This is a genomic window from Companilactobacillus muriivasis, from assembly GCF_036246245.1.
Lineage (GTDB): Bacteria > Bacillota > Bacilli > Lactobacillales > Lactobacillaceae > Companilactobacillus > Companilactobacillus muriivasis.
In genome coordinates this window covers 114,958-132,175 of the sequence record NZ_BTTQ01000005.1, presented here as the reverse complement: position 1 = coordinate 132,175, position 17,218 = coordinate 114,958, and the positions used below count along the sequence as shown (strand labels likewise).

General features: G+C 37.6%; 18 protein-coding genes. 15 read left to right on the top strand and 3 right to left on the bottom strand.

The annotated features are described in order from the left end of the window. Positions 1–142: 142 nt before the first annotated feature. Positions 143–1,048, bottom strand: a complete 906-nt coding sequence (locus AAA923_RS07275) for a proline-specific peptidase family protein (protein WP_338215909.1) — start codon at positions 1,046–1,048, stop codon at positions 143–145. A 390-nt stretch (positions 1,049–1,438) separates the two neighbouring features. Further along, on the bottom strand, positions 1,439–1,726 hold the full coding sequence (locus tag AAA923_RS07270; protein WP_338215907.1) for a type II toxin-antitoxin system HicB family antitoxin: 288 nt from the start codon (positions 1,724–1,726) through the stop codon (positions 1,439–1,441). Between the two features lie 164 nt (positions 1,727–1,890). Between AAA923_RS07270 and AAA923_RS07265 the strand changes: the two genes are divergently transcribed. The 3 genes from AAA923_RS07265 to AAA923_RS07255 all read left to right on the top strand — a co-directional run bounded on the left by AAA923_RS07265 (position 1,891) and on the right by AAA923_RS07255 (position 4,814). Beyond that, positions 1,891–3,216: an NEAT domain-containing protein gene (locus tag AAA923_RS07265; RefSeq protein ID WP_338215906.1), complete on the top strand. Its 1,326-nt coding sequence runs from the start codon at positions 1,891–1,893 to the stop codon at positions 3,214–3,216. A 363-nt stretch (positions 3,217–3,579) separates the two neighbouring features. Beyond that, positions 3,580–4,344: a threonine/serine exporter family protein gene (locus tag AAA923_RS07260; protein WP_338215904.1), complete on the top strand. Its 765-nt coding sequence runs from the start codon at positions 3,580–3,582 to the stop codon at positions 4,342–4,344. Between the two features lie 2 nt (positions 4,345–4,346). Beyond that, positions 4,347–4,814, top strand: coding sequence for a threonine/serine exporter family protein (locus AAA923_RS07255; RefSeq protein ID WP_338215902.1), 468 nt, complete (start codon positions 4,347–4,349; stop codon positions 4,812–4,814). 537 nt (positions 4,815–5,351) lie between these two features. Here the strand turns inward: AAA923_RS07255 and AAA923_RS12330 are convergent. Next, positions 5,352–5,576 carry a zinc-ribbon domain-containing protein gene (locus AAA923_RS12330; protein WP_366150649.1) on the bottom strand — a complete coding sequence of 75 codons (225 nt, stop codon included), beginning with the start codon at positions 5,574–5,576 and terminating at the stop codon, positions 5,352–5,354. A gap of 165 nt (positions 5,577–5,741) precedes the next feature. Between AAA923_RS12330 and AAA923_RS07250 the strand changes: the two genes are divergently transcribed. The 12 genes from AAA923_RS07250 (at position 5,742) to AAA923_RS07195 (ending at position 16,923) form a co-directional block, all read left to right on the top strand. After that, entirely contained in the window at positions 5,742–6,164 is a 423-nt protein-coding gene (locus AAA923_RS07250) for an HIT family protein (protein WP_338215900.1), read from the top strand. 62 nt (positions 6,165–6,226) lie between these two features. Continuing rightward, on the top strand, positions 6,227–6,709 hold the full coding sequence (locus AAA923_RS07245) for a GNAT family N-acetyltransferase (protein WP_338215898.1): 483 nt from the start codon (positions 6,227–6,229) through the stop codon (positions 6,707–6,709). Positions 6,710–7,448: 739 nt separating this feature from the next. After that, the gene (locus AAA923_RS07240; RefSeq protein WP_338215896.1) at positions 7,449–9,347 is read left to right on the top strand and encodes a heavy metal translocating P-type ATPase; all 1,899 of its coding nucleotides are present in this window, start codon (positions 7,449–7,451) and stop codon (positions 9,345–9,347) included. 142 nt (positions 9,348–9,489) lie between these two features. Further along, the gene (locus AAA923_RS07235; RefSeq protein ID WP_338215894.1) at positions 9,490–9,720 is read left to right on the top strand and encodes a heavy-metal-associated domain-containing protein; all 231 of its coding nucleotides are present in this window, start codon (positions 9,490–9,492) and stop codon (positions 9,718–9,720) included. Then, positions 9,720–10,274, top strand: a complete 555-nt coding sequence (locus tag AAA923_RS07230) for a ferritin-like domain-containing protein (RefSeq protein WP_338215892.1) — start codon at positions 9,720–9,722, stop codon at positions 10,272–10,274. Before AAA923_RS07235 ends, AAA923_RS07230 begins: the two co-directional genes overlap by 1 nt. 13 nt (positions 10,275–10,287) lie before the next feature. Then, on the top strand, positions 10,288–10,974 hold the full coding sequence (locus AAA923_RS07225) for a Crp/Fnr family transcriptional regulator (protein WP_338215890.1): 687 nt from the start codon (positions 10,288–10,290) through the stop codon (positions 10,972–10,974). Between the two features lie 594 nt (positions 10,975–11,568). Next, positions 11,569–12,228, top strand: a complete 660-nt coding sequence (locus tag AAA923_RS07220; RefSeq protein WP_338215888.1) for a Firmicu-CTERM sorting domain-containing protein — start codon at positions 11,569–11,571, stop codon at positions 12,226–12,228. A 130-nt stretch (positions 12,229–12,358) separates the two neighbouring features. Beyond that, positions 12,359–13,063, top strand: coding sequence for a Firmicu-CTERM sorting domain-containing protein (locus tag AAA923_RS07215; RefSeq protein WP_338215886.1), 705 nt, complete (start codon positions 12,359–12,361; stop codon positions 13,061–13,063). Continuing rightward, positions 13,056–13,652: an exosortase family protein XrtG gene (gene xrtG, locus AAA923_RS07210; RefSeq protein ID WP_338215884.1), complete on the top strand. Its 597-nt coding sequence runs from the start codon at positions 13,056–13,058 to the stop codon at positions 13,650–13,652. The genes AAA923_RS07215 and xrtG overlap by 8 nt, the downstream gene beginning before the upstream one ends. Further along, on the top strand, positions 13,649–14,986 hold the full coding sequence (locus AAA923_RS07205) for a TIGR03111 family XrtG-associated glycosyltransferase (RefSeq protein WP_435890167.1): 1,338 nt from the start codon (positions 13,649–13,651) through the stop codon (positions 14,984–14,986). Before xrtG ends, AAA923_RS07205 begins: the two co-directional genes overlap by 4 nt. Further along, positions 14,983–15,363, top strand: coding sequence for a 6-carboxytetrahydropterin synthase (locus AAA923_RS07200; protein WP_338215881.1), 381 nt, complete (start codon positions 14,983–14,985; stop codon positions 15,361–15,363). Before AAA923_RS07205 ends, AAA923_RS07200 begins: the two co-directional genes overlap by 4 nt. 12 nt (positions 15,364–15,375) lie before the next feature. Then, positions 15,376–16,923: a TIGR03766 family XrtG-associated glycosyltransferase gene (locus AAA923_RS07195; RefSeq protein WP_338215879.1), complete on the top strand. Its 1,548-nt coding sequence runs from the start codon at positions 15,376–15,378 to the stop codon at positions 16,921–16,923. Positions 16,924–17,218 lie beyond the last annotated feature (295 nt).

Sequence of the window (17,218 nt, the reverse complement as noted above, 5' to 3'; positions counted from 1 at the left end):
GCTCTAAAACGGGTTACGACAGGGCAACTCCTTCCGCTTTTCATAATTTAGTAAATCGCCCGCAAAAAACAGCGTGCAATTCACTAAATTACGAAAATGCTCGGGAGCTGACCGCCCTGTCTTCACCCTCTAATTTCACTCTCTAATCTTTAAAATTGCCTGATTCAACATCTTTAATAAATGTCTTCAAGTGATCAAAGTAAACTGGAGCGTTATCGATCATGTGATGGTGTCCACCGTTTGGTGTTGTTACTAGACGTGCATGTGGGATTTCCTTTTGCATAATCTTAGCTGTTGGAATAGGCATTGTTTCATGTTCACCGAAAGTTAATAGTGTAGGTACTGTAATTTCCTTAAGGTGTTTTCTGAAGTGCCAGTCCTTTAATTTACCTGTGATGACGAATTCGTTGTCACCTTGGAATGTGTTGTAAACGGCTGTACCGGTTGTATCAACTAAGTGTCTGATAGCAGTAGGTTGTTTACGGTCAACGTATTCAGCGTTCAAAATATCAACGTAGCTTTGGTATGTAGGGTCTGAAAGATTGTTGTCAGCTTCGATTTTTTCCATGTACTTAACTTTGTCAGGACCTAATGTGTCCATACGGCATTTGTTAATATTTACAACATAGTCATCGATTTCGTCGACCATACTTGAGATGATAGCACCCTTGAGGTGTTGTCCATATTTAGCAGCGTACATTTGAACTAAAGCGCCACCCCATGATTGTCCGATGAGGTAGAAGTTTTCTAGTCCAAGCTTTTGTCTAACTTCTTCAACTTCTTCCAAGAAATAGTCGTAAGTTAAATATTTCTTAGCGATTTCGGGGTCGCTGTAATCTGGTTGGTCTGAGTACCATGAGCCTAATTGGTCATAGAAAGTTACTTGAACGCCGAGATCAGCTAATTTGTCGCCAAAGTTTTCCCAATATTCATGGTTTCCGCCGGGTCCGCCATGTAAGCAAAGTAATTTGATGTCACCATGGCCTTGAGTGTGTGTCCATAAGTGGTATCCGTTATCTAAAGTAAGGATTGTTGTTCCTTGTTTCATAAAAAGTTCACCTTCCTGCAAATGATAATTATAAGTATATATCTATCTCTTAGTTTATTTCAAATAATCTATAATATTATTTTAATAATTCTAATGTAAAATTTATTTTGTGGGGCTGCCTTCGGGTGCGAGAAATGGAGTACGCAGTGCAGGTGGCGTTAGAGCTTTAGCTCTTACACCACGGGACGATCTTGGAGACTTGCCGAACTGTGGCAAGGCTTCAAGTCGAGGTTCGAGACCGCACTTCGGCTCGAACCGGTCCCCACAGCGTAACTCCATTTCTCGCACCCGAAGGCTAATGGGTTGATGTGCTCTAGGTCTTTCTTTGAAATGACCTATATTTTAAAATACGAAAAAAAGAACCGTTCTTTTAAACGATTCTGCATTTTTTTAATTTATTTCTTCAACGTCGAGATCGTCAAGGTCAACACTGACCAAATTGACGATTGCTTGCGGATTAGCTTTTTGAATATCTTTTAAATCTGATGGAGTAGGCATTTCTGAATCTGAATTTCCATAAAGTGATATACCCAGTGCCTCAGGAGCTCTTTTGATTGCTTGATTTAGAGTGTACCCATACGTTAAAGCGTCTGGAACATCGGGAAAATTAACACTGTAAACACCAGGATCGTTTTGTGTATCATCAAAAATTGCTGGATATTCGACTATTTTTGTCATCATTTTCCTCCAAAATTTAGGATCACTGATATAGTACATTAGGTTATAGACATAATGAAAATGATTTGACTATTAAATTATAAATATTTTGAGAAACATGTCGTAATATTTAAGTGTATAGAAAAATTATGATAATATTGGTATATATGGTAAAAAGGGGCGATATGATGAAGAAATTGCTAATTAGTCTATTGTCTGTGGGGATGCTCTTAGGAATATTTGGTGTAGTTGGAAATAACACTGGTACACCTAATGTAATAGAAGAAACAGTTCAAGCAGATTCGACCAGCAATAGTAAAACAATTAATTATGAAGTTTACAAAGAAAATTCAAATTCACTGTCACCAATGAATACGTTGTTTACCAAAAGCGCAACGATTACTCCCAATGATGACGGAACTTATAAGGTAACTATTATCGGCAGGACCACTAATCTCAATGATTTGAACGTACCAACGATTGACGGCCAAACACCAAAGGTTGCAACAAATGGCAGTCATCTTAAGGATATTAGCTTTAATGTCGCTAGTTTAGAGGACTTGGACAAAGACATTCCAGCAAAAGTAACGGTTGATACGAAAATTTTGAATCTTCCGATTGATAACCAGAATGTTACTTTTAAATTTGATTCGAGTTCAATGTATTCGCAAGGTGCTAACAGCACATTTGCGGACAGTTTGAATAAGTTGACACATGCTGAAAATAATATTACTAACGGTCTCAATAATGCCAAAAGTATTGTCAGTGGTTTACAAGCTAATGACGACAACGATAATATTATTTCCACACCAAGCGATAATTCCTCAACTAGTTCGACAACAAACACTGATAATAACAACACTACAGCCACTAAAGTTGATCCTAAAACAATTTTGAAAGAATTGACTTATAGTATTGCTAAAAATAATGGCGACGGTTCATTGATTTCACCTTACTTTACGAATACAGCTAAATTGATGCAAAATCCTGATGGCAGTTATTACGTTGAAGCCACGATTAAGTATCCAAAGAAATTTGGAACTAACGCCTTTGAAATCAACGCAATTAATGGTCAGAAACCATTCAACGTCAGTTTCCGTAGCGAAGGCGATAGCAATTACATAACATTCGACTTTCCAATTAAGAAAATAACTGATTTGAGTAATTTGATTCCCGGTGATATCACGATGAATATTCCTGATTTTGGCTTGAATAAAGATTTAGGATTCAAATTGAATTTTGATAGTTTAAATCCAGCTGATCTTTCAAGCTTGATGAGTAATACTGATACATCAGGGATGTCAGACTTGATTTCCAGCTTAGGCAGTATCAGTGACTTAGGCAATGTAAAAGCAACACCAACTACCAAATCAAATACAGCAGCCAAGCAGAATACCAATACATTACCTCAAACAGGTAATGAAACAAACGATGCTCTAGCAGTAATCGGTGGTCTAATCTTGGTTTTGACATTGATTTTATTAAAAGGTACATATTTAAAGAAGAACTAAATTCATAAGAAGATAATTTCCCTATTATGGAAATTATCTTCTTTTTATATGGAATAGACTTACTGGCTTAATTAATTATTAATCAAAAATATAAATTAAATTAGTCGGAAGAGATGAACATATTAACCAGCTGTGGGTGTGGCGTTATGGCTTCAGCCATTACACCACCGGGCGAGTTTTGAGATTCGCGTACTTTGCGAAGCTCAAAATCGAGGGACGAGACCGCACTGTGGCTCGGCCCGGTCCGCATAGTAGGTTAATATGTTCATCTCTGGAGACGGCCAACTTTGTTTTTACTTTACCCCCCGTTTGTGTTAATAATATTCTAATAATATAAATATCTACCATTTGGAGGGAACCATTATGGGGGCTATCAGCGAAAGAGATATTGTCACTCTTTGTGGTCAAGTGGGAACGATTCTACTAGAGAATGGTGCAGAAACGGCTCGAGTTGAAAATACAGTCGAATATGTAGGAAGAGCTGCAGATTTACCGGTTGTTTGTCACGCGACAATGACTGGTATTTTTGTTAGTTCAGAAAAAAGCGCTACCACTAGGATTTTTAAAGTCCGAGTGGGCGATTTTAATTTGCAAAAAGTAGATGACATCAATACTTTATCAAGAGAATTTAGCAGTCACAAAATTACTTATGATCAGTTACAAAAAGAAGTCGACCGAGTTGAGAATGAAAATCGTGATTTTTCTTGGCTGACAAAATGTTTCGGCGCTGGATTAGTTTCCATGCCACCAATGTTACTGTTCAAAGCTACTTGGGGCGATTTAGGAATAGCCTTTTTCGTTGGGATTATCGGATATGTTGCATCACAATATATCGGACATCATACGAAAATTCCTTATATACCAGTGGCGGTCGGCAGTTTAGCAATTAGTATGTTGGCACATGTTTTAGGAATTTATGGCATAGCTCATGATGCAAATTACATCATTATCAGCGCGTTGATGCCACTAGTTCCGGGAGTTCCAATGACCAACTCTTTGCGAGAAATAATTGAGCGAAATACTATTTCTGGATTAGTTAGAGCAACCGATGCCATCATGTCGGGAATCTCCATCGGAAGCGGCGTTATAATCGGACAAATCGTTATTAGAACAGTGATGGGAGGCTAATTATGTCAGAAATTATTTATGGATTCATTTTTGGTTTTCTATCAAGTGTCGGATTCGGAATTATTACGAATAATCCAAGAAGAACGTTGATACCGGCAGGATTAGTCGGAGCCATCGCGTGGATCGTGTACATTGTGGTCGGCTGGTACAATCACGGCCTGATCATGCCCAATCTGATGGGTGCCGTGGTAATCGGAATATTAGGAAATTTATGCGCGATATTAGTAAAGGCTCCAGTCAATATTTTTTATGTACCATGTTTAGTTTCACTAGTTCCCGGAGCAATTCTGTATGACAGTATGCGTAATTTCACATTGGGTAACGACAGCCAAGCTGCGTATGGATTTGTCAAAGCTTTAACAGTGGGGATGTCATTAGCAATAGGGTTTATCATCGCTGAAGTAATAGCCAACAAACTTTATCCACCAGTTAAAAGGTATTTAACTCAACGAGAAAATAGTAAAAAATGATGGTTGGTTTAAAGATGCCGTCTCCAGAGCTGGAAAATATTCACAAGCTGTGCGGACCGGTCCGAGCCAAAGAGCGGTCTCGGACCTCGGTTTGAAGCTTTGACACAGTTCGTCAAGTCTCCAAACACGTCCGGTGGTATAAGTACGGCACACAAATATTTCCCAGCTCTTCCGACTAATTAGTCAGTATTAGTTGAACGTAAAAGCGTGTAGATGAAAAAAATAAGTAAAAAAAATTTTGGGGGATTTTTTGGCAAAAAATGAACTTTATATCCGTTATAAGTAAATTTTATTAAATACAGATTTTCTACAGAAAATGAACTTTAAAAAAAGCAGCGAAGGCTAAATTCTAATACCTCGCTGCTTTTTTTACTCGAAAATTCTTGGGCCATTTATCTGTTTATGTTAAATAAAGTGCCTTCTTTTTCTATTTCTTCCTTTACAATATGGACAAACTTTCATATGACGTTTTTTATAATAAAGGATTCTTTTTACAGGCATTCGGAATTTATGGTCGCGGTTGTCTGAGCAATACCATCAAACTGGGGTTGTTGAATTATCCAATATTTCATTTGGTTGAGCCAAATAAATATTCGCAACAAAGTCCCAATATTCAATCAAGTCAGGGTGCTTATCTTGAAAGGAGTTCAAACCCGGTAAAGCTCGCCTATCATTACAGTATGGACAATTTGTACTGCCATATATGTGGTTATTAATTACATCTAAATATTCACCAGAACAAGTTGAACAAATCCATTTCACAGCATACCGGTATTGCAATACGGTTTAGTTGCTGGTAAAAAATATCTAATATCATTATATCTAGTGTTGATTACGAAAGCTATCACCACCGGACATCCTTATTCTGTCTAAACAAAGTGACCAAACAAGCGTATACTGATGAAAACAAGATTAGGGGTGCTTTCCATGGAAGATAATTGTCTCATTTGTCAACGTATCGCAATGATTAAAGCCAATCTGAATCCGTACTTTGTTAAAGAACTCTCAACTGGTTACGTGGTGTTAGCCGACAGTCAATATTTTCGTGGCTATACGTTATTTTTAGCCAAGGAACACGTTACCGAGCTCCATCTCATGTCGCCAGCCACCAAGACCCAGTTCATGTTAGAAATGAGCTGGGTCGCCGAAGCCTGCGCAAAGGTGTTTCACGCGGACAAAATGAACGTTGAAATGCTAGGCAACGGCGATTCCCACGCACACTGGCACATCATTCCCCGGCACAATGGCGACACGCCGACTCCAGGTCCCATTTGGTGGGTCAAGCCCGAAATCATGTACGCTGACGATACCGCACCCACCCCTGAGGATCTTGACTGCCATGAAATCTAAATTGAACACGGCGCTTGAGACTGTCATCAGTCACTACCGCTAATTAAAATGAGGTGAATCATTTGATCACAACACGCTTCTTTAAACCGACCGACGCTAAAAAGGTCGCAACCATGATTGCGACCACTTTACGAACATCTAATTGTCAGGACTATTCCAGCGACTACCTAGAGGCTTTAATCGCTGAAATGCCACCCGCCTTTTTCATAGCCAAAGCGCAACAAACGCACTTTTACGTTTTTGAAAGCGATGGACAAATCGTTGGCACTGGTGCCATTGGGTCCTATTGGGGTAAAGCAAATGAATTCAGTCTATTCGACATCTTTGCGTTGCCATCCTTTCAAGGACGCGGACTGGGCCGCAAAATCATCGAAACCCTTGAAGCCGACGACTACTTTAAGCAAGCTACCCGGGTAGAGATTCCAGCTTCCATTACCGCGTTAGGCTTTTATCAACACATGGGTTACACGTTCAAAGCTGATCACGATACCCTGGATTATGAACAATTGTACCGTCTAGAAAAATTTCCGACACACCTGCACTAAACTGAGTACAAGTATTTTCCTCTAAAACTTTTAAATTGTTTTTAATATAATTGAGATTATGTAACAAGACCCAAGATGTACTTTATTTAGGACAAATGGCAATTAATTATGTGGTCAGATTCATTGTATTTTGGACTTTATTATGGCTAAAAATATAATACAATATTGGATAAAGTCTATTTTTAAAAATATGTACTTTAAGGCTAAAACACTCACTATGATTTAGGTACAGCTTTTTAAAATAAAGTTCAAAAAAATTCACTTTATATTTATATTCAAGCAATTTTAGATTATGAAATATTTGTAATAGGTTATCAACTAGTATCGCTGGTATGAATATAAATTAAATAATCCCTTCATTACTAATAGGAAGAAATATCAAAATTCTTCTTATTAATAATGAAGGGATTTTTGTGTTTAATTATGCTATCAAAAAAGCAAATACCCTAGCCGGAGGTTGTCAGTAATATGGTCCAGCAGTGGAGGTGGCGTTATGGCTTTAGCCATTACACCACGGGACGAGCTTGGAGACTTGCCGAACTATGGCAAGGCTTCAAGTCGAGGTTCGAGACCGCACTTTGGCTCGGATCGGTCCCCACAGCGGACTATATTACTGACAACCGGAGGCGGCATATATATAAACAAATTTCAGTTTCTTTTCAAACTTGATTAGAATCAAGTTTTTAAATCAGCTTACCCAGTAGAATATGTCTTGTAAGTAAGAGAGAGGTAAGAACAGATGACAAAATTAAACGTATGGATTACAAAACATCAAAATAAAATCACCGCTTCAATCGCAATCTTGATTGCATTAAGTTTACTTTCAGATTTCGTATTGAAAATGGGAACTGCCGCTACGGTCTTCATGATCGTTGCCAGTATCCTCGGAGCTATCCCGGTAGCTCTACATGCCTTCAGCGCATTGCAAAATAAAGTTATCAGTATTGAACTTTTGGTAACTATCGCTGTTATCGGGGCGTTTATCATTGGAGAATATGAGGAATCCGCTGTTGTTACTTTCCTATTTCTCTTTGGTAACTATTTGGAACAGAAGACTTTGGAAAAGACTCGTTCTTCAGTTAAGAGCTTGACAAAGATGGCTCCAACAACCGCCGAATTGGTTGACGAAGATGGTAAAACTGAAACTGTCGACGTTGACGACTTGGATGAAGGGGACCACGTTTTAGTTAAACCAGGTGGTCAAATTCCTGTCGATGGCAAGATTATTGACGGAACTGGATATATGAATGAATCTTCAATTACTGGTGAATCAACTCCTGTTAAAAAAGGTATCGGTGATAAAGTTTTTGCTGGATCTTTAACAGATAACGGAACAATTACAGTCGAAACAACTTCCGTTGGTGAAGATACAACTTTTGGTAAGATTATCGAACTTGTTGAAGAAGCTCAAGATAGTCAATCACCAGCTGCACGTTTTATTGATAAATTTGCAACATATTACACACCTGCCGTTTTAATTATTGGAATTCTTGTTTGGGCAATCACCCGTGACTTTCCATTGGCTATCACCGTGCTAGTTCTAGGATGCCCTGGTGCTTTGGTTATCGGTGCTCCCGTTTCAAACGTTGCCGGAATTGGTAATGGTGCCAAAAATGGTATTTTGATGAAAGGTGGAAATGCCGTTAATAGTTTTTCACATGTGGATACTTTGGTACTTGATAAAACTGGTACTTTAACCACTGGTAAGATGAGCGTTACGGATGTGGATAACTTTGGTGACAAGACAGAGAACCTTGCTTTACTAGCTGCTGTGGAAAAAACTTCAGATCACCCACTAGGCCAAGCAATTGTTAAATACGCAACTGAACAATCAATTACTGAAACACCAGAATTACCTGAATTAGATACTGTTAAAGGCCAAGGATTAGTTGGTCAAAAAGATGATTTCAAGATTTTAGTTGGTAATGAACGTTTGATGAAAGCTAACGATGTTAAAATTTCCGCTGAACAAAAAGAAGCTATCAATAGTCGTATGAATGACGGTGACTCAGTCGTTTTGATGGCTGTCGGTCAAGAATTAAAATTAGTTGTCGGTGTTAATGATCAACTCAGACCAGATGCCCGTGAAGGACTCCAAGCTTTGAAAGATGCTGGTTTGAAACGTATCGTGATGTTGACTGGTGATAACAAAGTGGCTGCACAACGTGTCGCTGACAGATTGCCAATTGATGAAGTTCACGCTGAATTACTTCCTGAAGATAAAGTAACCTTTGTTAAGAAGTTCCAAGAACAAGGCAGTACCGTAGCTTTCGTTGGTGATGGTATCAATGATAGTCCATCACTCGCTACAGCTGATATCGGAATTGGAATGGGAACCGGAACTGACGTTGCAATTGAAACAGCTGATATTATCCTGGTTAAATCAAGTTTCGACGCTTTAGCACATGCTTATGTTTTGGCTAAGAAGACCGTTGCTAATACGAAAGAAAATATTTTTATCGCTGTTGGTACCGTCGCATTACTACTATTAGGCTTGATCGTTGGGGTTATCCATATGGGTAGCGGAATGTTTGTCCACGAAATCAGTATTTTAGTCGTAATCTTTAATGCAATGAGATTAATTAAAAATAAACCTGCAAAACTTGATTCAAATCAAGTTCTCAAAACAGCAAACTAGTTAAGATAGTATTTGTAAGTTAGTTGAGCAAGTGATTTTCGGATTACTTGCGAACTGTAAGTGATTCAAATTTGGAACATTTACAGCTCGTGGGTAGTTGAAATTTCACCGCGAAGAATTAAGAAATATGGAGGAATCAATTATGGCAAAAGCAATTTTACAATTAGGTGAATTAACATGCCCATCATGTATGACAAAAATTCAAAAGTCCGTTGAAAATCAAGATGGCGTTTCAAACGTCAAGGTTCTTTTCAATGCCGGTAAAGTTAGAGCAGATTTCGATGAAAGCAAGACTTCAGCTGATAATTTGGCTCAAGTAATCACAGATTTAGGATATGAAGTATTAAAAGTTAAAGTTAAGGAGCTTGCATAATGACTGAATTAACAATTGATGAAAAATTTGAAGCTGAACAAAAACAAGCTGACACAGATCACCACAAACCCACTGCCGGAGCAATGACTGGACATATCGTTTCCAATCATTTCCTATTAAATATTAAATTGCACCAATTAAAATGGTTTATTAAAGGCGCTAACGCCGAGAATTACAAAGCAGTTTTGAATCAAACAATTGACGAGAATAACGCTTGGTATGATAAGATAGCCGATGAATTATTAGATGAGGGTGAACTTCCTCCTTCAACTATGAAAGAATATTCCGACTACGCAATGATTGACGAAGATGGCAAGAACAAATACTTGAGCGCTGAAGAAATGATTCAAACAGTTGTAAATGATTTCAGTACTGACAATATGTTTGTTACACGTGCCATCAAGTTAGCTGAAAATGAGGATCGTCCATTTATGGCACAAGTTTTAGTCCAATTACTAGGATTCAATAATCACCAAATCAGAATCTACCAAGCTTTACTAGGCAAGAGTGCCCGTGAAGGCTTTGAAGAGGAAGATGACGAAGATTTCGATTAAGGAGCGATAATTAATGGCAAAATTGGCGCATGACCACACCGCAGAAGATTGTGTTGAATTAGTTTCAATCTTTCAAAATTTATCAAAGTCTGATAAAGAAACCATTGCAACGTTGGTGACTCACCATCACTACAAGAGCGGCGAATATCTATTTTCCGCAGGCGATGAAGCTGATTCACTAATCATTGTGGCCCACGGTCAGGCAAAGGTTTTCCAAATGTCTGCCAATGGCAAAGAGCAGATGCTCCGGATTTTACAGACAGGAGACTTCGATGGCGAAGCAGCCTTGTTTACAAATACCGATCACAACAGTTTTGCCCAAGCTTTAATGGACACCGCCGTATGTCAGATTAAACGTAGCGATTTTCAAAAGCTGATGCAACAAACACCAGAATTAGCAGTCAATATGGTCAATGCGTTAGGACGTCGAGTAGGACAGTTGGAGCAACAGACAACCGAAGTCACGACAGCCAGCGTTGAAAGCAGACTAGCTAATTATCTTTTGGAAACAAGCGCAGGCTTAGACGATGCAGTATTCACTCTTCCACTTAAAAAGAAAGATATCGCAACATATTTAGGCACGACCCCTGAAACAATCAGTCGGAAATTAACAGCCTTGGCAAAACAAGGAATGATTGAAAAAATCACGAATAATAAATTCAAGATTTTAGACGAAGATCGATTGATGATGATTGATTAAAGGCAGAGAGTGGAGACAGGGCGGTCAGCTCCCGAGCATTTGCGTAGCTTCACGAATTATCCGCGTACTTTGCGGATGATTTGGGAAGTTAGGCAAAGCGGAAGGAGTTGCCCTGTCGGAACTCGTTTTAAAATGAGAGAGTGGAGCAGGCTTGGGAATTTCCGATCATTTGCATGACTTCACGAATTATCCGCGTACCTTGCGGATGATTTGGGAAGTTAGGCAAAGCGGAAGAAATTGGCCTGCGGAACTCGTTTTAGAGCCACTGCCTATATGAAAAAAGATAACCAATAGCCCCAGTAATCCAGCACTTTAAGATTACTAGGGCTATTTATTTAAGCATTAAAGTTGTTGTATCTGAACTCCGTTTTAAATCACTGCTACACGAAAAAAAACAACACCCAGTCCCAGTAATCCAACACTTCAGAATACTAGGACTATTTATTCTGAAATCAAATTGAATGATTTGATTATTTCCAAACCATTTGTTTTTTAATACAAAGATTTGTTATTTCTTACCATAAATATCTTAATAAACACCTTGTTACCAGTTATAATTGGTATAGATGAATTTTAGTAAACTAAAAGGGGGATATGATGCGTAAGATAATTTTTGCCTTGTTCATTGCTTTAGGAATTGTTAGTACGGGGATGACTACAGTTGTTAAAGCCGCTGACACAAATAAATTTGGTATCACAATCGATGGTAACTTCAACGACTGGAAAGATAAGCCGAAAGTTGATTTCAAAAATCCTTGGGATACCGATCCAGTTAAGGAAGCTTCACTTTTAACCGATGGCGACTACATTTATTACTATGTGACGATGTCTAAGACTGGGAAAGCTAATTATCCAATGCAGGTCAATGATTACGAGTTAACTGTTGGTGGAAAAACTCACGTTATCTATATCAAGAATGCCAGTAATTTACCAGAGAATGCTAACCGGAAAGTAATGTTGCAGGATACGACTAAGGGTGATTACAATATGATTCATTCTCCAGCAATCGTTCATACATTTGCCAAAGACGGCAATTTGTACGCTTCAATGGAGTGCAAGATTCCGGCCGCTGACCTACATGCGACATCGATAGATTTACATGATATTTCAATGAAGAATCCAATTTTAGGAAATAAAGTCGTCGAAGCTAAAGGTGCCAGCACTGGACCAATTGTGTTAGCCAGCATCGGTTTTGGGATTGCTTTGCTCAGTTTTTTTACCGTTCCTAAGCTGAAAAAGATGACAAATAAATAAAAAATAATTATAATTTATTGTTATTTTTGGATATTATCAATATTATGTCCTATTTATTTTGATAACCAATGAATATGCATTAAATATTAATATTATGATGATATAATAATCCTCGAAGAGAGGGGATTGCATGAAAAAAATAATATTAGCGATGTTAGTTCTTTTAGGATTAGCATCTTTTAGCGTCACTACAAACGTGCAAGCTGCCGTTGATAGTAACTCAATGGGTAGCCCCAATATTAAGATTGATGGTAATTTTGATGACTGGAAAGATAAACCAATTACCGATGTTAAAGAACCCTGGGATAATTACAATATTAAACATGAATCTTTATTAGCTGATCAAGATAATATTTACTTTTATTTAGATATGTCACCTGTACAAGGTAACGGTTATTTAGATATTCAACCTTCAGGTTATAAGTTAACGGTTGGGGATAAAAAATTTGATATAACTATTAAAGATGATCCTTACATTTTAGATGGGAATACACCAAAAAAAGTACATTTATGGATTTATGAAGAGGATGGCGTAGGCAATGTTAATATGCTATCTAAAAAAGCTGAAGCATACGCTGCTAGAGTTCCCATTAATGTTGGTCAAGGGTATACCGAGAAGCTTGAGTTCAAGTTGCCTCTATCAGAACTTGGAATTACAGGAACTACTTCGCAAGAAATAACCATGAAGAACGCCAACTTGGGTACTCAAACTCTCCACGTAAAAGGTGGAAGTACAGGTCCCGTAGTATTGGCGGTCAGTGGTTTTGCAATTGCATTATTAGCAGTTATTAAGATGCCTAAGATAAACGAATTAAGGAAGTCGCTTCATGAATAGTATTTTACTATTCGGCATTATCATTTGGATATATATGCTGTCAGTTCTAAAAAGAGCAAAACTGACGGCATTTTCTTTTATCATCGGTAGTGTCGGATTCTTTTTCATTTTGATGGCTATGAGTACACCTTACTGGATATGGTTCTTTACGCATGCAGTAATCAACGGTGTTTCATGGTTAGGAGATCTGACAAAAATGAGTCAGACATATCCTAAATACGGTTTAGTTTACATCGTCAATAACCTTTCACCAGTGACGATGCAAATCGATTACGAGTGTTCAGGAATCATCGAGACTATGGCCTACATCAGTTTGTTAGCTTTTTATCCAACATATTCACGGAAGGAGAAAGTTTTTTACTTGTTGCTGGGGATGCTTTGGATTTACCTATCAAACGTATTGAGATTGATGCTAGTCATTATTATGGTTCATTTTGGTGGAGCGGGACTCTTTTATTTAGCACACACCATTATTGGAAGAATTGTATTTTATCTATTAGTAATTACACTTTATTACAACGTCTTCACTTATTCTCGACTATCTCAAGGTGTATATAAAATATTTAAGGAAAGAATAAAGCGAGCATGAGATATTTTTGGTATCTAACAGTTAGGCAAATGGGGTTTTGGTTAACCTGGGTCTTAATTCCAATCGTTGTTGAGATTGTTCCTGCATTCATCTCGGCAATTCTTTTGCTGGTTAGAAATAGGAATCGGGCCAAAGAACCAATGCCTATGAAATTACCATTTATTACGGTCATCGTGCCAGTTTATAATTCTGAAGACACACTTTATAATTGTGTGAAATCAATTAAAGATTCAACGTATCCTAGTAAATTAATTCAAGTTATTTTGGCTGATAACCAAAGTACCGATAATAGTTTTGGTGAATTTGCTCGAGCTCAAACGGATTTTGGCTTGAACATGCAGCTGCTTAAGACGAAAAAAGGTAAAGCCAATGCTCTAAATGCTTCAATTTATCAATCCATTGGAACGTATATTATCAACATTGATAGTGATGGAACTTTGGAAAAGAATGCTTTGATGAATATTGTTTTGAAGTTTGAAAATCATTTGGACATTTCAGCTTTAACCGGAACAATTTTGCCAAGAAAAGATATGGTCAAGCGGACAAAGAGTTTCCCACTACGACTATTACGTAAAAATGAGTACTTTGAATACGCTCAGGCCTTTCTTTCTGGGCGAGTAATTGAATCATACAGTGATCAGTTATTTACGATGTCAGGGGCCTTTTCAGCCTTTCGTAAGTCAACTATTATGAAAACATTTATGTACGACACCAAAACTTTAGGTGAAGATACGGAAATGACTTTCCAAATTCGTGATCGTTTGAAGAAGAAAGTTTTGATTTGTACGGATGCAATTTTTTACATCGATCCTATTAGTGGTTGGGATGAATTGTACCGGCAACGTCAACGCTGGCAACGTGGAGAATTGGAAGTTGCTAAGTCATATATGAGAAATAATGCCAGCCTCAAGAATTTCTTCACTAATTTCTTGGTACGGCGGATGATTATTGACCATACGTTTATTTTTCCCAAGATGATTTGGCTATTTGCCAGTTTTGTTTTACTATTTTTGCGTTATTCACCAGTTATTTTGAGCTTATCGTACGTAGTTATTTACTCCTTATACGTGTTAGTTTCAACGTTAAATTACTTCTGCGTCAGGTTACTGTTAAGCAATTTCCAAAATGAGGAACGTTTTTACAGGAAGTTGTTATGGGTAACACTGACTTTGCCAATGTATAACTTTATTTGTTCATGGTTCAGATTGATTGGTACGTTGAATGTTTCAGAAGACAATCATAATTGGAACTCATTAAGTTTTAAGGATGAGTCTAAAAGTGCTTTTAAAATTGTTAAACGGGATGTCCGTAATTTAGAGAGGAATCGATATTGAATATAGATGGTTATGAAACTTATAGTACTTACAAATTAACATCATATATAAACGCCAGTCACGCTGTCCGTTGGGAAGGTGGCATTGGCAAGGAACATATGCATACATGGGCCGTTATTTGCGAAATTCACATTAATAATAATCAGATGGTTCCGTTCAACCAGATTGAAAATGAATTGAAGGAAGTTTCTTCACGAGTCTCCGGTCGATTTTTGAATGAAGTGCCACCTTTTGATCACGTAAATCCAACGTTAGAAAACTTAACAACATATTTCTTCCAAGTTATCACCGAATTATTGCGTAAGAACAATGCTGTTTTGACACGCTTGGAAATCGGTGAGTCACCAACCAGATTTTATTGCATAACTTTGAAGTAATAGGTGGAGAAAATGAAAGAAAAGTTTTTTAAATTCGGAAGCAAGTTAGTTAAGTATCTTTTCTACTTCTTCCTTTTACTGACATTTTATTTTGCCATCACGTCGCCAAACTTGATTTTAGGTGATAACAACGTAACCGGAGCAGGAACAACGCTTTACACGACGTTTTTCATTATTATCAGTTTGGCTTTGATAATTACGTTTTTTACATATGAATCTTGGTCGGACTTTTTGAAATTTCTGTTTATTGATCGAAAGTGGATTACTGCCAGTGTCATGGTGGGAATAGCTATTATTTTTCAAATTATTTTTGTTTGGAATGTTCATCCGGCAATTGGATTTGATCCTGGTGCCTTGCATCAGGCGTTATACAATACGACTGATCCAGAGACAAAAGCTTATTTCTCATTATATCCCAACAATATTGCGACCATGTTAGTGATGCATCAGATTGCAGTTTTCTTTCACAGCAGGTCATGGTTATTGTTCGACGTTATAACGACGTTATTGGTTGATACATCGGCGTTATTCAATATTTTAGGGGTAGCCGTAATTGACCGTAAGAAGGTGCCATTGGCAATGTATATCCATGCACTGTGGTTGATGGTCTTTCCAATGATTATCGTGCCATATACCGATGCGTGGGTTTTGCCATTAGTTTCTTTGTACATCTTTTTGTATATTTTGATGCGTTATGGAAAGTTCCCTTGGGGTTGGAAAATTCCACTGGCTGTCTTATTTGGGATGACAGTTATTTTCTCATACCTCGTCAAACCTTCAGCTATCGTGGCTGTAATTGCGATATCGTTAATTGAATTCTTATACGTTTTCAAAGGTAAATTTTCTAAGACTAAAGTTCTTAATGAATTTATCTTTGCATTAATCGTTGTGATTGCAATGGTGCCAACATATTCTATTAGTAATTACGCGATTGACCATCAGAAGTATATGGAAATTAATACGTCACGAGCCATTGTTCCCATTCACTTTATGAGTATGGGTGTTTCAGGTGAAGGTGGTTATAACGCTCACGATGCTTTGATGATGGCGAGAATGCCCAATAAACAAGCGCAAGTTGACTATTCTAAAAAGATGTTAAAGAAGCGTTTGAAGAAAATGGGATTCTTCGGATATATCAAGTTTTTGTTCAGAAAGCATTCTAATAACACGGCAGACGGAACATTTGCTTGGATTAAGGAAGGCCATTTCATTATCGGAAATACCAATCCATCGCATAAAGGCTTTGGTGGTAAAATCCGAAACTTCGTTTACTTGTACGGAACAAATTTAGGAGACTTTCGTTATGTTGCACAAGTTTGGTGGGTCTTCCTTTTGACGGCTATTTTCTTTAATTGGAATGATGGTCGCAAGTTCGTGCAATTATTAAGATTGACGGTTATTGGTGGATTCATGTTCTTACTATTGTTTGAAGGTGGCCGTAGCCGTTACTTGATCCAGTACTTACCGGCATTTTTGATTTTAGCTACACTTTCATGGAGCAATTCATGGAATCAGCTCAAGGGGATGCTCTGGTGGATTGATAAGGATAAAAGCGAATGATAGCATGAAAAAAGAACCGATCAGTCATTCATAGGAGGGATTGATTGGTTCTTTTTTTGATGATCAGCAAGTGTTTGATTCTAAAACCAGTCGATATAATAATATACCAATGAATTGCAATGTAATTCATTGTATTACATTGTAATGCCCATATTGGCATTTTAAGCACCGTTATACAACGATACTTATCAAGTGGTATTTACAAAGGACTTTTAAAATAATTGCTCTAAATGGATTATATTGAGTAATAGAGTACATTTGAATTAGCACTAGTGGTATAATAGTGCTAATAAGA

Bases quoted from the DNA above. Each gene is read 5' to 3' on its own strand.
- AAA923_RS07220 (WP_338215888.1), top strand. From the start codon at position 11,569: ATGATGCGTAAGATAATTTTTGCCTTGTTCATTGCTTTAGGAATTGTT.
- AAA923_RS07250 (WP_338215900.1), top strand. From the start codon at position 5,742: ATGGAAGATAATTGTCTCATTTGTCAACGTATCGCAATGATTAAAGCC.
- AAA923_RS07225 (WP_338215890.1), top strand. From the start codon at position 10,288: ATGGCAAAATTGGCGCATGACCACACCGCAGAAGATTGTGTTGAATTA.
- AAA923_RS07195 (WP_338215879.1), top strand. From the start codon at position 15,376: ATGAAAGAAAAGTTTTTTAAATTCGGAAGCAAGTTAGTTAAGTATCTT.
- AAA923_RS07270 (WP_338215907.1), bottom strand. From the start codon at position 1,726: ATGACAAAAATAGTCGAATATCCAGCAATTTTTGATGATACACAAAAC.
- AAA923_RS07205 (WP_435890167.1), top strand. From the start codon at position 13,649: ATGAGATATTTTTGGTATCTAACAGTTAGGCAAATGGGGTTTTGGTTA.
- AAA923_RS07230 (WP_338215892.1), top strand. From the start codon at position 9,720: ATGACTGAATTAACAATTGATGAAAAATTTGAAGCTGAACAAAAACAA.
- xrtG (WP_338215884.1), top strand. From the start codon at position 13,056: ATGAATAGTATTTTACTATTCGGCATTATCATTTGGATATATATGCTG.
- AAA923_RS07265 (WP_338215906.1), top strand. From the start codon at position 1,891: ATGATGAAGAAATTGCTAATTAGTCTATTGTCTGTGGGGATGCTCTTA.
- AAA923_RS07215 (WP_338215886.1), top strand. From the start codon at position 12,359: ATGAAAAAAATAATATTAGCGATGTTAGTTCTTTTAGGATTAGCATCT.
- AAA923_RS07235 (WP_338215894.1), top strand. From the start codon at position 9,490: ATGGCAAAAGCAATTTTACAATTAGGTGAATTAACATGCCCATCATGT.
- AAA923_RS07275 (WP_338215909.1), bottom strand. From the start codon at position 1,048: ATGAAACAAGGAACAACAATCCTTACTTTAGATAACGGATACCACTTA.
- AAA923_RS07240 (WP_338215896.1), top strand. From the start codon at position 7,449: ATGACAAAATTAAACGTATGGATTACAAAACATCAAAATAAAATCACC.
- AAA923_RS07260 (WP_338215904.1), top strand. From the start codon at position 3,580: ATGGGGGCTATCAGCGAAAGAGATATTGTCACTCTTTGTGGTCAAGTG.
- AAA923_RS07255 (WP_338215902.1), top strand. From the start codon at position 4,347: ATGTCAGAAATTATTTATGGATTCATTTTTGGTTTTCTATCAAGTGTC.